Annotated in this window: 13 protein-coding genes; 12 read left to right on the plus strand and 1 reads right to left on the minus strand. The window is 63.3% G+C overall.

The annotated features are described in order from the left end of the window. Window positions 1-5 precede the first annotated feature (5 nt). Entirely contained in the window at window positions 6-629 is a 624-nt protein-coding gene (locus HNE05_RS10045; RefSeq protein ID WP_173206432.1) for a trimeric intracellular cation channel family protein, read from the plus strand. Between the two features lie 19 nt (window positions 630-648). On the opposite strand, the gene HNE05_RS10050 is transcribed toward HNE05_RS10045, so the two are convergent. Further along, window positions 649-1,107: a copper chaperone PCu(A)C gene (locus HNE05_RS10050; RefSeq protein ID WP_240008852.1), complete on the minus strand. Its 459-nt coding sequence runs from the start codon at window positions 1,105-1,107 to the stop codon at window positions 649-651. 192 nt (window positions 1,108-1,299) lie between these two features. On the opposite strand from HNE05_RS10050, the gene HNE05_RS10055 reads away from it, so the two are divergent. The 11 genes from HNE05_RS10055 (at window position 1,300) to HNE05_RS10105 (ending at window position 13,199) form a co-directional block, all read left to right on the plus strand. Continuing rightward, the gene (locus tag HNE05_RS10055; RefSeq protein WP_173206438.1) at window positions 1,300-1,971 is read left to right on the plus strand and encodes a paraquat-inducible protein A; all 672 of its coding nucleotides are present in this window, start codon (window positions 1,300-1,302) and stop codon (window positions 1,969-1,971) included. After that, complete coding sequence (locus tag HNE05_RS10060) at window positions 1,958-2,614, plus strand: paraquat-inducible protein A (protein WP_173211651.1); 657 nt, start codon at window positions 1,958-1,960, stop codon at window positions 2,612-2,614. The genes HNE05_RS10055 and HNE05_RS10060 overlap by 14 nt, the downstream gene beginning before the upstream one ends. 173 nt (window positions 2,615-2,787) lie before the next feature. Further along, window positions 2,788-3,938, plus strand: a protein-coding gene (locus HNE05_RS10065) for an IS3 family transposase (protein ID WP_173203138.1) whose coding sequence is annotated in 2 segments (ribosomal slippage) — window positions 2,788-3,025 and window positions 3,025-3,938 — 1,152 coding nt in all. Because the reading frame shifts where the segments join, the coding sequence is not laid out codon by codon here. Window positions 3,939-4,586: 648 nt separating this feature from the next. Further along, complete coding sequence (locus HNE05_RS10070) at window positions 4,587-6,167, plus strand: phage tail sheath family protein (RefSeq protein ID WP_173206441.1); 1,581 nt, start codon at window positions 4,587-4,589, stop codon at window positions 6,165-6,167. Window positions 6,168-6,179: 12 nt separating this feature from the next. Then, window positions 6,180-6,704, plus strand: a complete 525-nt coding sequence (locus tag HNE05_RS10075) for a phage tail protein (RefSeq protein ID WP_173206444.1) — start codon at window positions 6,180-6,182, stop codon at window positions 6,702-6,704. A gap of 5 nt (window positions 6,705-6,709) precedes the next feature. Then, a complete protein-coding gene (locus HNE05_RS10080; protein WP_173206447.1) occupies window positions 6,710-7,396 on the plus strand; it encodes a hypothetical protein in 687 nt (228 codons plus the stop codon). 533 nt (window positions 7,397-7,929) lie between these two features. Further along, on the plus strand, window positions 7,930-8,211 hold the full coding sequence (locus HNE05_RS10085; RefSeq protein ID WP_173206450.1) for a hypothetical protein: 282 nt from the start codon (window positions 7,930-7,932) through the stop codon (window positions 8,209-8,211). Next, window positions 8,208-9,518, plus strand: coding sequence for a Pvc16 family protein (locus tag HNE05_RS10090; protein ID WP_173206454.1), 1,311 nt, complete (start codon window positions 8,208-8,210; stop codon window positions 9,516-9,518). The genes HNE05_RS10085 and HNE05_RS10090 overlap by 4 nt, the downstream gene beginning before the upstream one ends. Continuing rightward, window positions 9,515-11,413: an AAA family ATPase gene (locus HNE05_RS10095; RefSeq protein ID WP_173206456.1), complete on the plus strand. Its 1,899-nt coding sequence runs from the start codon at window positions 9,515-9,517 to the stop codon at window positions 11,411-11,413. Before HNE05_RS10090 ends, HNE05_RS10095 begins: the two co-directional genes overlap by 4 nt. Continuing rightward, on the plus strand, window positions 11,410-11,673 hold the full coding sequence (locus HNE05_RS10100; protein WP_173206459.1) for a hypothetical protein: 264 nt from the start codon (window positions 11,410-11,412) through the stop codon (window positions 11,671-11,673). Before HNE05_RS10095 ends, HNE05_RS10100 begins: the two co-directional genes overlap by 4 nt. Next, a complete protein-coding gene (locus HNE05_RS10105; RefSeq protein WP_173206462.1) occupies window positions 11,670-13,199 on the plus strand; it encodes an eCIS core domain-containing protein in 1,530 nt (509 codons plus the stop codon). The genes HNE05_RS10100 and HNE05_RS10105 overlap by 4 nt, the downstream gene beginning before the upstream one ends. The last annotated feature ends 10 nt before the right edge of the window (window positions 13,200-13,209 follow it).

Below are 13,209 nucleotides of genomic sequence, written 5' to 3' on the forward strand. Positions count from 1 at the left end.
TTCCCATGCAACAGCTTTTCTACCTGGCCGACCTGTTTGGCGTCGCCGTATTCGCCATCACCGGCGCGCTGATGGCCGGACGCAAGTCCATGGATTTGTTCGGCGTACTGGTGATCGCCATCGTCACCGCGCTAGGCGGTGGAACCCTGCGTGATGTGATCCTGGATAACCACCCGGTCAGCTGGATTCGCAATGACACCTATATCCTGGTTGCCTCGCTGGCAGCCATCGGCACTGTGCTCTGGGTGCGCCTGACCCGGCCGATCCACGAGCGCGGCCTGCTGATTGCGGACGCTTTTGGTCTGGCTGTGTTTACCGTGATCGGCACAGAAGTCGCTCTGCAACACAATGTGCCCTATAGCACCGCGGTGATCATGGGCGTGATGACCGGCGTGGCCGGCGGGGTGATGCGCGATGTCATCTGCAACGAGATTCCGCTGATCTTCAAGAAAGAGATCTACGCCACCGCCTGCATCCTCGGCTCGCTGGTGTTCATTGCCCTGCGTGAGCTGCAGACGCCGCATTGGCTGGACACCGGGATAGCCATGCTGACGGTGCTTGGTGTGCGCCTCGCGGCCATCCAGTGGCACCTGGGCCTGCCGCAGTTCCATTTGCTGGATCGCGACTGAGTGCAGGCGCCGCACTCACTCAGTGGTGGGCGTGGGTATCGGCAGGCGCTTCGGCTTCGATAGCTACCTCTACGTCCACCTTGCCAGCCTTCTCGAATTCCAGCGTCAGCGGAAAGCGTTCACCAGCCACCAGTGGCTGGGTCAGGCCAAACAGCATCACGTGATTGCCGCCTGGAGCGAAGCGCGCTTCGCCACCCGCCGGAATGCTCACCGAGTCGACCTTCTGCATCTTCATCACGTCGCCCAGCATCAGATGGGTGTGCAGCTCGGCTTTGGCAGCCCGCGGCGTACTGACGGCAAGCAGGCGATCAGCACTTTCCGCCTGGTTGTGCACGATGAAATAGGCGCCGCCGTTAGGGGCATTGGGGGGCAGGGCGCGCGACCAGGGGTGTTCGATATGCAAATTGCCTACAGTGAACTCATGAGCCAGTGCGGAGTTGCCCAGCAGGGCCAGCATGGCAAGGGCGGCCAGTTTCAGGCGCATCGTGAAAAAGTCTCCAGGTTGTGAATAAGCCAACCCTAGCATGAAGCCAGCCGCCGCAGGCTGTGGCAAAGCGGCACAGATTATTCAGAAACCTGAACCCCAAGCGGGTTAAACCTGCAGCTGTGCAGGTATTATCTGCAGGCCAGCACCCGCCAAGCCGGCCTGTGATGAGTACGGAGCAATGCGATGATTCAGGAATCGGGGCAACCCGTGGATACCCGGCAAGCGCTACCGCCGCTGAAGGACCTGATTGCCTGCCATGAGTGCGATCTGCTCATGCATCACCCGCATGTTGGTGAAGAGCAGAAAGCCAGCTGCCCGCGCTGTGGCTACGAACTGGTGGTACACCGTGCACAGATGCATCGCCGCGCCCTGGCTCTGGTGCTGACAGCATTGTTGCTGTTCATTCCAGCCAACTTCCTGCCGATCATGAGCCTCAACCTGCTCGGCCAGAACGCCGTCGACACGGTGTGGAGCGGGGTAGTGGGGCTGTACCACTCCAACATGGGGATCGTGGCAGTGGTGGTCTTTCTCTGCAGCATGCTGATCCCGTTGGTCAAGCTGCTGTGCCAGCTTCTGGTCCTGCTGAGCCTGCCATTCCCCCGTTGGCGCCCTATGGGCACGCAGCTTTATCGGGCGTATCACCACCTGCGCGAGTGGGGCATGCTGGAGGTCTATCTGTTCGGCATTCTGGTCTCAATCGTCAAATTGATCGACCTGGCCGATCTGCATCTGGGCATCGGCATGGCCTGCTTCATCGCCTTGATGCTGGCTCAGGTGTGGCTCGAAGTGACCATGTCTCCGCACCAGGTGTGGGATGCACTCAGTGAAGAGGAAGATAACCATGCGCGCACTTGATGCCGGAATTCTGGTCTGCGGCGAATGTCATCGACTCGAATACCTTTGCGAAGGCGAAGTTCAGCACTGTTCGCGTTGTGGCTCCAGATTGCATATGCGCCGGCCGAACAGCATCGCCCGCACCTGGGCCTTGCTGATCACGGCGGCAGTTCTCTATATCCCGGCAAATTTGCTGCCGATCATGACCATCAACTTCTTCGGCAACGGCGCGCCTGCGACCATCATGGGCGGCGTACTGGAGCTGATCCATGCCGACATGCTGCCAATCGCCTTCGTGGTGTTCGTCGCCAGCATCCTGGTGCCGACCTTCAAACTGGTGGGTATCGCTTTGCTGCTGTACTCGGTGCAGCGCCATCAGCCGATGTCAGCCCGGCAACGCATCTTGATGTACCGTTTCATCGAGTGGATCGGACGCTGGTCCATGCTCGACATCTTCGTCATCGCAATCCTGGTTGCGCTGGTCAACTTCGGCAACATCGCCAGCATTCAGGCGGCTCCCGGTGCAATCGCGTTTTGCTGCGTGGTGGTCCTGACCATGCTGGCCGCGGTGATGTTCGATCCACGGCTGATCTGGGATAACACCGATGCAGAAAATGAAGAGGACGGTCGCGCCGAATTGCAGAGCAACAAAGCGCAGGACTGAACGGAGGCGTGCGGGGAACTGAAGGTGGGGCGACCAACCTCGTCTTGCCGCATGGCACCGGGAGCTCGCGCTATGCGCAGAGTGCGCCCTCTCTCTTAGGGAGATGGTGGGTGAATCGCCCCTAGTTTCGTAGACACCTCCAAGCCTCATAATGAGGCCCATTAGGAGGTGCCATGAGCAACCAGCGTTACCCCGAAGAATTCAAGATCGAAGCGGTCAAGCATATTACCGAGCGCGGCTTGCGCGTTGCCGATGTGGCCGAGCGTCTAGGCGTGTCCGCACACAGCCTGTACGCCTGGGTAAAGCGCTACAGCAAGCCGCAAGCACAGCGGCAGCAGGTAGATGATCAGCAGGCCGAACTGCGTCGCCTGCGTGCCGAACTCAAGCGAGTGACTGAAGAGCGAGACATCCTAAAAAAGGCCGCCGCGTACTTTGCCAAGGAGTCCGGCTGAAGTACGCCGTTATCAGAAAGCTGTCGGTGGAGTACCCGGTGCGGCGCCTCTGCCAGACCCTCAAGGTGCATCCCAGCGGTTACTACGCCTGGCTGGCCGAGCCGAAATCCGCGCGTGCCAAGGAAGATCAGCGTCTGCTGGGCTTGATCAAGCATGCCTGGTTGGAAAGCGGCGGGGTCTACGGCTACCGCAAGATCCACGACGACCTGCGTGAGCTGGGCGAGTCTTGTGGCCGGCACCGTGTGGCTCGCCTGATGAGGAGAGAGGGACTGCGCTCGCAGACCGGTTATCGCCGGCGCCCCGGGTACTACGGTGGCAAGCCGACGGTGGCCTCGCCCAACCGTCTGGAGCGGCAGTTCAATGTCAGTGAACCGAACAAGGTCTGGGTCACCGACATCACTTACATCCGCACGTATGAGGGCTGGTTGTACTTGGCGGTGGTGCTGGATCTGTTTTCTCGCCAAGTGATCGGCTGGTCGATGAAGCCTCGGATGTGCAGCGACCTGGCCATCGATGCGTTGCTGATGGCGGTGTGGCGGCGCAAGCCCAAGCAGGAAGTGATGATCCATTCCGACCAGGGCAGCCAGTTCAGCAGCTCGGACTGGCAGAGTTTCCTCAAGGCCAACAACCTGATCAGCAGCATGAGCCGACGCGGTAACTGTCACGACAACGCGGTCGCGGAAAGCTTTTTCCAGTTGCTGAAGCGGGAACGCATCCGACGGAAAACCTACGGAACCCGTGAAGAAGCCCGCAGTGATGTGTTCGATTACATCGAGATGTTCTATAACCCCAAGCGCCGGCACAGCAGCGCTATGCAGCTATCGCCAGTGGAGTTTGAAAAGCGCTATTTCCAGAGCTTGGAGAGTGTCTAGGAAAGCTGGGGCGATTCAATGCTCGAGGTGCTCGGTATCGACGGCATAGGGAACATTAGACGTGAAAGGCAGCAAATCCAGCGTTCTAGGCTCTATCTAAATTTCGACAGAGCTCCGACCGCGATTCGAAGCCGCGTAGCGGCACAAGGCTCGTGCTAGCGCCAAGGCGAAGTAAATCTCCAAAGCGGGGAGGAATCCCGCAGTTTGGATCATTGGTACGCAGAAATTGAGATATTCACTTCCGGGTACTCGAATCAGGGCCTTAGGATTCTCATGAACGTCTAAAGCACAACATCTAATTTAACATAATATACATTATGCGAAGCATTATGTAAGCCAGTACAGCTACCTCTCGTCAGCCTGGCAAAGTGACAGCATTGCGGCTCGGCTTCGCTGACCTATGGTGTTAATAGATTTATCGGCCGTATGGCCAATCGGGCTCCTGCAGTCCGCGTTTGACGCCTAGTTTTCAAGGACGGAAGCAACTTTCCTCTCCGCCGCATTTGGGCCTGGACGCTCGTCTTTCCTGATTGTGCGCATCGCATTGTCCGCATCGATCCAATTTGTGCACCGAGTAGTTCCATGCCCGGTCTGCGCGCCATCTATGCATTAGGCCGGGCATCAGATTACCTCTGAGGAGTTCAGCTCATGCCTTCCAACCTGAGTTATCCAGGCGTCTATATCGAAGAAGTGCCCAGCGGCGTGCGCAGCATTACCGGCGTCGCTACCTCGATCACGGCGTTCATCGGTCGCGCGCTACGCGGGCCGGTCAATGACCCTGTGCGAGTCCAGAGTTTCGCCGAGTATTCCAGGCTGTTTGGCGGTCTCTGGCAGCCGAGTACCTTGAGTTATGCGGTGCTGCAGTTCTTTCAGCATGGCGGCAGCGACGCCTTGATCGTTCGGGTAGACAACGCGGCTGTTAGCGCGACGCTGGAGCTACCGACCGCTGGCGGTTCGCTGCTGCTCGAAGCCGCCAGCCCCGGTGTCTGGGGCAGCCGCCTGCAGGCCACGGTCGATCACCTGACGCGCGATACTGCAGATCCGCTGCTGTTCAATCTGCTGATCGAAGAACTGGACCGGCCTGGAGGCACTGTGACTGTTGCCTCCGAGGTGTTTCGCAACCTCTCGGTCGATCCGCTCAGCCCGCGCTTTGTCGATACGGTACTCAACGAGCAATCCGCGCTGGTCAACGTCCAGGCCTCGGCGCCGGTTGATGAAAGTCCCACTGACGGCACGTTAGCCGTAGCCAATGACGACGGCACCGCCACGGCGGCAGGCGTCCTCGGCGAGGACGGCGACCCCATTGAGGACGCCGAAATCACTGGCGACGAAGACCAGCGCACCGGCATCTTCGCGCTGGATGCGGCCGACCTGTTCAACCTGCTGTGCATCCCTCCCCTCACCCGCGAGGCCGACCTCGATCCTGCCACTTTGGCGGCGGCGGCGAGCTACTGCCAAACGCGCCGCGCGGTACTGATCATCGATGCCCCGGCGGCCTGGACCGCCAGCCCGAGCACAGCCATAGCCGACGCCGAAGATGGGGTTAACGCGCTGCGTGCCACGATCGGCAACGACGATGCGATCAACGCCGCGGTGTACTACCCGCGTCTGCGCATGGCCGATCCGCTGTCCGAGAATCGCCTGGCCGAGTTCGCTCCTTGCGGTGCGGTGGCCGGGATCATGGCGCGTACCGATGTGCAGCGCGGCGTATGGAAGGCTCCGGCCGGCCTGGCTGCATCGTTTTCCGGGGTGCAGGGCTTCAGCTACACCATGACCGACCGGCAGAACGGTGTGCTCAATCCCGTCGGCCTCAACTGTCTGCGCAGCTTCCCCGTAGCCGGTCATCTGGTCTGGGGCGCGCGCACATTGGCGGGGGCGGACTTGCTGGCTTCCGAGTGGAAGTACGTGCCGATCCGGCGCCTGGCGCTGTTTCTCGAGGAAAGCCTGTTTCGCGGCACCCAGTGGGTGGTGTTCGAACCCAATGACGAGCCGCTGTGGGCGCAGATCCGCCTGAACATCGGCGCCTTCATGCAGGACCTGTTCCGCCAGGGCGCATTCCAGGGCTCCAGTCCGCGCGACGCCTACTTCGTCAAATGCGATCGCGAAACCACCACGCAGAGCGATATCAACCGAGGTGTGGTGAACATTCTCGTTGGCTTCGCCCCGCTCAAACCCGCCGAGTTCGTGGTCATCAAGCTGCAGCAGATGGCCGGCCAGATCGACGTCTAGGAGAACCAGACCATGGCTCAGTTCAGCGTCAACGCACAGCGTTTCGATCCGTACAAGAACTTCAAATTCCGGGTGAAGTGGGATGGCCGCTATGTTGCCGGCATCAGCAAGGTCGGCGCCCTCAAGCGCAGCACCGAGCTGGTCGAGCACCGCGAAGGTGGCGATCCGTCCACCTCGCGCAAATCGCCCGGACGCACCAAGTTCGAGGCCATCACCCTGGAGCGCGGCGTCACCCATGACACCGAGTTCGAAAAGTGGGCCAACAAGGTGTGGAACTTCGGTGCCGGGCTGGGCGCCGAGGTATCCCTCAAGGACTTCCGCAAGGACCTGATCATCGAGGTCTACAACGAGGCCGGTCAGCTCGCCCTCGCCTACAAGGTGTTCCGTTGCTGGGTGTCGGAGTTCCAGGCGATGCCAGACTTGGACGCCAATGCCAACGCGGTGGCCATCCAGACCATCAAGCTGGAAAACGAGGGGTGGGAGCGTGACTACGACGTGACCGAACCCAGCGAGCCCAGCTACACCGAGCCGGCCTGAACAGCATGTTGCCGCTGAATTCAGCACAGCTGCTGGCGCTTTGGGAGCATGGCGCGGCGCGGCATCCGCTCGACCGCGCGCTGCTGCTCTTCGCCCAGGCTGCTCCGCAGTTACCGGCCGAGAGTCTGGCAGACCGGCCGCTGGGCGAGTGCCACGCGGCGCTGATGCGCCTGCGCTGGCGCAGCTTCGGCAGCCGCATGCCGCTGTGGCTGGATTGTCCCGCCTGTGGCGAGCGTATGGAGTTCGAGCTGCTGCCGGAGCAACTGCCGCCCATGCAGCCTCCACCCGAGTTCGTTGAAGTGGCCGGGCAGCGTTTTCGCTGCCCCACCAGTCGCGATCTGGCTGGCATTGCCAACCTCACCGACAGGGAGTCGGCCGCGCAACAACTGCTGCTGGGCTGTGCCGAAGATGCATGCGTTTCGGACATCCGCCGTGAGCTGGTTGAGGCCGCGCTGGAGGATGCCGACCCCTGGGCCGATCTGTCGCTGGCCTTCCAGTGCCCGACCTGTGGCCAGGGTGGCGAGGCCTGTTTCGATGTGGCCGGCTACCTGTGGGAGGAAGTCGATGTCAGCGCCCGCCAGTTGCTGAACGAGATTCACCTGCTCGCCCAGGCATACGGATGGAGCGAGCCCCAGATCCTGGCACTCAGCGCCATGCGGCGCAGCGCCTATCTGACCAGGGTGGCGCCATGAGTGGCCTGTTCCTGCGTCTGGCTGCGCAGGCCAGCGGTCAGCGTGGCGCTACCCTGCGTTCGCCTGCGGCATTGCCCTATCAGAGCGCCCCGGAGCGAGTGGAGCCGCTTGAGTCTGCGGCGGATCGGCCGGACTTACCAAGGGTGCAAGCTCCTGCGATGGAGCAGCCCGCCTTTACTCTGGCTCCCGAAACCGCCGCGAGGCTGCCCGCCCGCCCGCCGTATAGGTTGCCGGACAGCGAGGCGATGAATCCGCAGGTGCCAGATAAGCAGACGCCCGCAGACGCCTCCCATGATTTTCAGGCACATGACGAACCTGCGACGGCGTCCTCCCTGTCTAACCGGGAGCCAACGGATACACATGCTCCCTCCGCGCTGGCTGTGCCACCCGGTTTGATAACACAGCCGATAAGAACGGCAACGGCGAACTTCTCTGCGCAGCAAGCGGATGCCGCTTCCCCGCAGAGCCCGCGGCAAACAACCGAAGGGCATGCGCCGAGCCCGCTGGCTGACCCGGCACGCAATGAATCAGCCGTGATCGAGCCTGTCAGCCGCGAGGACAACGGCCCCCTGCCCCTGCCTGCCGCCCTGCTCTCGCCGCGCCCGGTTGCGCCCAGCCAGGCGGTTACTGCCGCCCCGCTCGCATCGGCACCACCCATACCCAGTCCGCAGCCGGACGAAGTGCACATTCATATCGGCCGCATCGAAGTCACTGCCATCCAGGAAAGCGCGCCGAGCAAACGCGCGTCACGCAAAGGCGCGGCACCGCTCTCGCTGGATGACTACCTGGCCAGGCGCAAGGGAGACGGTCGATGAGTACCGCCCTGGCTCTGGCCGGCGTCACCGCCGTGCTGCGCGACCGCCTCAACGATGGTCTGGTCAACCATAACGTTGCCGGCATCCTTGGCAGCACAGTGACTGTCAGCGTGCTGCCGCCCGACCGCGTGGTGCCGGCCGATGGCACCGAGTCCAGCCAGCTCAACCTGTTCCTTTATCAGGCAATGCCCAACGTCAGCTGGCGCAATCAGGCGCTGCCCTCCCACGACTCCGCTGGCCGCCAGCGCCTGACCAACCAGCCGTTGGCCCTGGATCTGTATTACCTGATTTCCGCCTACAGCGGGGGCGACCTGCATGCCGAAATCCTGCTCGGCTATGCCATGCAGCTGATGCATGAGTTTCCGATCATCACCCGCGAGATGATCCGTACCGCCCTCACCCCCTCACCCGACTTGGGCGTGGTGTTGCCGCCAGCCCTGCGGGCGCTGGCCGAGTGTGGTCTGGCCGACCAGTTCGAGTTGCTGCGCATCACGCCACAGACGCTCAGCACCGAGGAGAGCTCCAAGCTGTGGTCGGCCACCCAGTCCAGCCTGCGGCCCACCGCGGCCTACCAGGTATCGGTGGTGCTGATCGAGGCCACCCGCCCTGCCCTCGCTCCGTTGCCGGTGCTGACGCGCGGAGAGGTCGACCCGCTCTCCGGACGCGAGCGCGGCGTGGTGGTTTCGCCCAGCCTGATCCCGGCCCTGCCGACTCTGGAGGCCATCCTGCCGAGTGGAGCCCAGCCGGTGGCCCGGCTCGGGCAGAGCATCGTGCTGCGCGGCCACCACCTGAACGGCAGCGACCGTGAAGTGCGCATTGGCAACCCCCGCTATGAAGTGAGCGAAGTCCTCGTAGCCAGCGGCGCCAACCTGGGTGAGAGCATGGAACTGCTGATCCCGGTGGCGCGTGCAGATGACTTCCCGGTGGGCGTCTATGAAGCGAATGCGCGGCTGATCCGTCCCGGCGAAAGCCTCGCCAGGGAGAGCAATCGCCTGGCTTTCACCCTCGCCCCAGATATCACCAATCTGCCGCAGAACGTGGCGCGTGACGGCGACGGCGATGCCTTGGTCACTATCGAGTTCACCCCTGAATTGCGCGCCGGTCAGCGCGCCACCCTGCTGGTCGGTCAGCGCGAGGTGCCGCCGCAAAGCTTCGCTGCGCCGACCGACACGCTGGATTTCCTGATCGAGCAGGCCGAAGTCGGCGAGCACCTGGTGCGCCTGCGCATCGATGGGGTCGACAGCCCCATCGTCGATCACGCCACCACGCCGCCGACCTTCCTCAATCTGCGGCTGACCATCACATGAACGCCCCGGCAGCCATGGACTGGTCGAGCGCCAACCAGCAGCTGCTGGCTGCCGAGTTCGCCCGTCTGCGGGCCTTGCTCGACAGCAGCGATGCCGAGGATGAGCGGATGCGCGGCGCTGAGCTGCGTGCGGCAATGAGCGCGCCGCCAGCCATCGATACCCTGGCACAGCTGTTCGAACTGAGTGACTTCGAACGCGACCTCCTGCTGCTCGTCGCGGGCGTCGAGATGGACGCCCGACTGGGCCCGCTCTGCGCCTTGGCCAATGGCCAGGCAGGCCGCCCCTGGGCGACTTTTGGCCTGGCCATGAGCCTGCTGCCCTCTGCCCACTGGGATGCCTTGGTTCCGTCGGAACCGCTGCGCCGTTGGCGCTTGCTGGAGGTCGACGAGAGTAGCGGGCTGGCCAGCGGGCGCGTACGCATGGATGAGCGCGTGCTGCACTACCTGGCGGGTCTCAACCATCTGGATCAACGCCTGCAACCCTTGCTGTCGCCGCTACCGCCTCCCGGATTGATGTGCCGGGCACATGCCGCTGTCAGCGCGCACGCCTGCAGCCACTTGCAGCGTGATGGCGCCAGGCCCAGAACCATCCTGCTGGCCGGCGATGACCCGCAGGGGCAACAGGATGTCGCCGCCGACATTGCCCGGCGACTCGGCGTCGCAGTGTATTGCCTGCGCGCCGTGGACATTCCCGCCACTGCCCACGAGCAGGCAGCACTGGCCACCCTCTGGCAGCGCGAGGCCGTCCTGCTCGGCAGTGCTCTGCTGATCGAACTGCGCGATGACGAGAGCAAAACGTTGGAGCGCTTCGTCGAACGTCTCGGCGGGCTCCTGATCATCGCGTCACGGGCGCCCATCGCGCTGGATGGCGAGGCGTTCATCGTCGAGCGGCCCGACGTACCCGAGCAACGCCGGCTCTGGCGCGAGGCCCTGGGTCAACGAGGTGACGAACTGGCGCCGTCCCTCGACAGCTTGGCCGGACAATACCGACTCGGCGCGCGGCGCATCGCCAGCATCGCCGCGCGGCTTGGTGCAGAGCTCGACCTGGCTGAGCTGCACCGCGCCTGCCGGGCCGATGCGCCGAGCATGAGCGAGTTGGCTCAGCGTATAGAAGCGCGGGCCGACTGGGACGATCTGGTACTGCCCGAAGCGCAGCGGCGGATCCTGCAGCAGATCGCCGTACATACCCACCATCGCCTCACCGTGCATCACGACTGGGGCTTTGCCGAGAAAAGCTCGCGTGGCCTGGGCATCGCCACCCTGTTCTGGGGCGACTCCGGCACCGGCAAGACCCTGGCCGCCGAGGTGCTGGCCAATACCCTGGGCCTGGTGCTCTACCGCATCGACCTGTCGGCCGTGGTCAGCAAGTACATCGGCGAAACAGAAAAGAATCTGCGCCGAGTCTTCGACAGCGCCGAAGAGCTCGGCGCCATTCTGCTATTCGATGAGGCCGATGCGCTGTTCGGCAAACGCAGCGAGGTCAAGGACAGTCACGACCGCTACGCCAACATCGAAGTCAGCTACCTGTTGCAACGGATGGAGTCCTATCGCGGCCTGGCCATCCTCACCACCAACCACAAAGCCGCGCTGGACAGCGCCTTCGCCCGGCGCCTGCGCTTCGTGGTGCACTTCCCCTTCCCCGACCAGGTCCAGCGTGAGGCGCTCTGGCATGGCGTGTTTCCGGCGGCGACACCGCTGGAGCCGCTGGACTACCGCAAGCTGGCGAACCTGTCCGTACCGGGCGGCACCATCCGTAACATCGCCCTCGGCGCCGCCTTCCTCGCCGCCGAGGGCGGAACGGCGGTGGGCATGCGCCATCTGCTGCGGGCCGCGCATATCGAGGCAGGTAAACGCGACAAACCGATTTCCGATGCGGAAACACGGGGGTGGGTATGAGCCGTGTCGTGCTGCATATCGATCGCCTGGTGCTGCGTGGCATTGCCCCAGAGGACGCCAGTACATTTGCCGAAGCCTTTCAAGCCGAGCTGCAGCAGCGTCTCGCCGTTGACGGCGGGCTGGCGGCGCTACAGGGCCATGAGCGGCAGGCACGTTACCGGCCTGCCCCCATCCGACTCGCGCCCCACACCAGCAGCGAGCAGTTTGGCCAGGCGGTCGCCAGTCAGTTGCTGCCGACAACCGAACGAGGTGCGCCATGAGCCTGGGTCGAGTCGAACAGCTGAACCCGTCGCCCGAGCACTCAGGGCTATTGCTGCAACGCAAATGCAGCTGCGGTGGCCAGGCCTCTGGGCTTACGGGGGAATGCACGGAATGCGCGCAGCGCCTGCAGCGCAAGCTGGCCATCGGACCCGCAGATGATCAGTACGAACGTGAGGCTGATCGAATTGCCGAGCAAGTCGTGGGCGGATCACCCGGCAATGCTCCCACCGTGCACCCGACCACAGCCACACCGCTGCGGCGCAAGTCAGACGATGGCGGCGCCGGCGGCGCAGCTGTACCGCCAGTAGTTAATCAGGCGCTGCGCTCACCTGGGGAACCACTGGGCAACGATGCGCGCGCGTTCTTCGAACCGCGCCTCGGCCACGACTTTGCCAAGGTGCGCGTGCATACCGACGGGACTGCGGCAGCGTCGGCCAGAGCGGTCCAGGCCCGCGCCTACACGGTCGGCCAGGACCTGGTGTTCGCGGCCGGTCAGTACGCCCCCCATAGCCAGGAGGGCAAGCGCCTGCTGGCCCATGAGCTAACCCACGTCACGCAACAGAGCCAGGTCCTGCGCAGGGCGCCGGCTGCCAAAGCGCCTGCCGACCCGCTGTGCGAAACCTTCAATTTCGCTAGCGCGCGCAAGGCAGTCGAGGCGCAGGCCAAGCTGGCGAGTAAAACCGCTGACCTGTTACCACTGATCCGTGCGCTCAAGCCAATCCGCCGTTGCGCCACGGCCAAGCAGCAAACCGAGGTCAAGGACAGCCTGAGCAGCAGCCTGTCCACGGCCAAGGCCGACGAGGCCTGGGCGGCAGCCGGTACCGCGTTTGGTGGCTATGTCGGCTTCTACCCGGGCTATGCCCCCGACGTCAAAACGCATCTGGACAAGCTGGGCACGAGCGAGTCGCTGGCGTCCAATACCTTCGTACTGTCCAGTGAAGGAAAGACGCACAAGAGTAGAGCCAAGACAGCGGGAGCCGGTGACGTGGCCGATCTGGAGCGCACCGACATCGTCTATTTCCGCGGCCATCAGTACGCCCAGTACAAGGCGCCCGGGCTGTTCGCCGATGGAGATGAGAGCGAAGGCTTCGACCTGCGCTATGTCGAGAAGAAAGGTGGCTTCGGCAACGTCAAGCTGATGATCAGCACCAGCTGCGCAACCTTGTGCCAGGAGGCTGCCTCTGTGTTCAGCGGCCTGTTCCCCAACGCGGTGATCCTCGGCTACCGCAAGTCGGCCCCTCTAGAAGGAGCAGCCGTGCGCGCCGACCTGACCAAGCGCATCAACGAACTCAATCGCCCCCTGCTGCTCGATCAGCCCGTCGATGTGGCGGCGATCATTGCCATCTGGAAGTCGGTCGTGGAGTCGCGCCACAAGGGGCAGACCGCCCCGCAGCCGGGCATCTACCAGGGCGGAACCGTGACCTTTTGGGATGGTTCCGCCTGGCAGACCGTCACCGCAACGGATGCGAAGAACAACGCCTGCAGGAAAAAAGGAGACTTCAGTGATCAGTACCCGAGCCCTTGAGTCTATGGGT

It is taken from the genome of Pseudomonas campi (assembly GCF_013200955.2).
Taxonomy (GTDB): Bacteria; Pseudomonadota; Gammaproteobacteria; order Pseudomonadales; family Pseudomonadaceae; genus Aquipseudomonas; species Aquipseudomonas campi.

Coding starts and splice junctions, on each gene's coding strand:
- HNE05_RS10045 (WP_173206432.1), top strand. CDS start 6: ATGCAACAGCTTTTCTACCTGGCCGACCTGTTTGGCGTCGCCGTATTC.
- HNE05_RS10055 (WP_173206438.1), top strand. CDS start 1,300: ATGATTCAGGAATCGGGGCAACCCGTGGATACCCGGCAAGCGCTACCG.
- HNE05_RS10060 (WP_173211651.1), top strand. CDS start 1,958: ATGCGCGCACTTGATGCCGGAATTCTGGTCTGCGGCGAATGTCATCGA.
- HNE05_RS10070 (WP_173206441.1), top strand. CDS start 4,587: ATGCCTTCCAACCTGAGTTATCCAGGCGTCTATATCGAAGAAGTGCCC.
- HNE05_RS10075 (WP_173206444.1), top strand. CDS start 6,180: ATGGCTCAGTTCAGCGTCAACGCACAGCGTTTCGATCCGTACAAGAAC.
- HNE05_RS10080 (WP_173206447.1), top strand. CDS start 6,710: ATGTTGCCGCTGAATTCAGCACAGCTGCTGGCGCTTTGGGAGCATGGC.
- HNE05_RS10090 (WP_173206454.1), top strand. CDS start 8,208: ATGAGTACCGCCCTGGCTCTGGCCGGCGTCACCGCCGTGCTGCGCGAC.
- HNE05_RS10095 (WP_173206456.1), top strand. CDS start 9,515: ATGAACGCCCCGGCAGCCATGGACTGGTCGAGCGCCAACCAGCAGCTG.
- HNE05_RS10100 (WP_173206459.1), top strand. CDS start 11,410: ATGAGCCGTGTCGTGCTGCATATCGATCGCCTGGTGCTGCGTGGCATT.
- HNE05_RS10105 (WP_173206462.1), top strand. CDS start 11,670: ATGAGCCTGGGTCGAGTCGAACAGCTGAACCCGTCGCCCGAGCACTCA.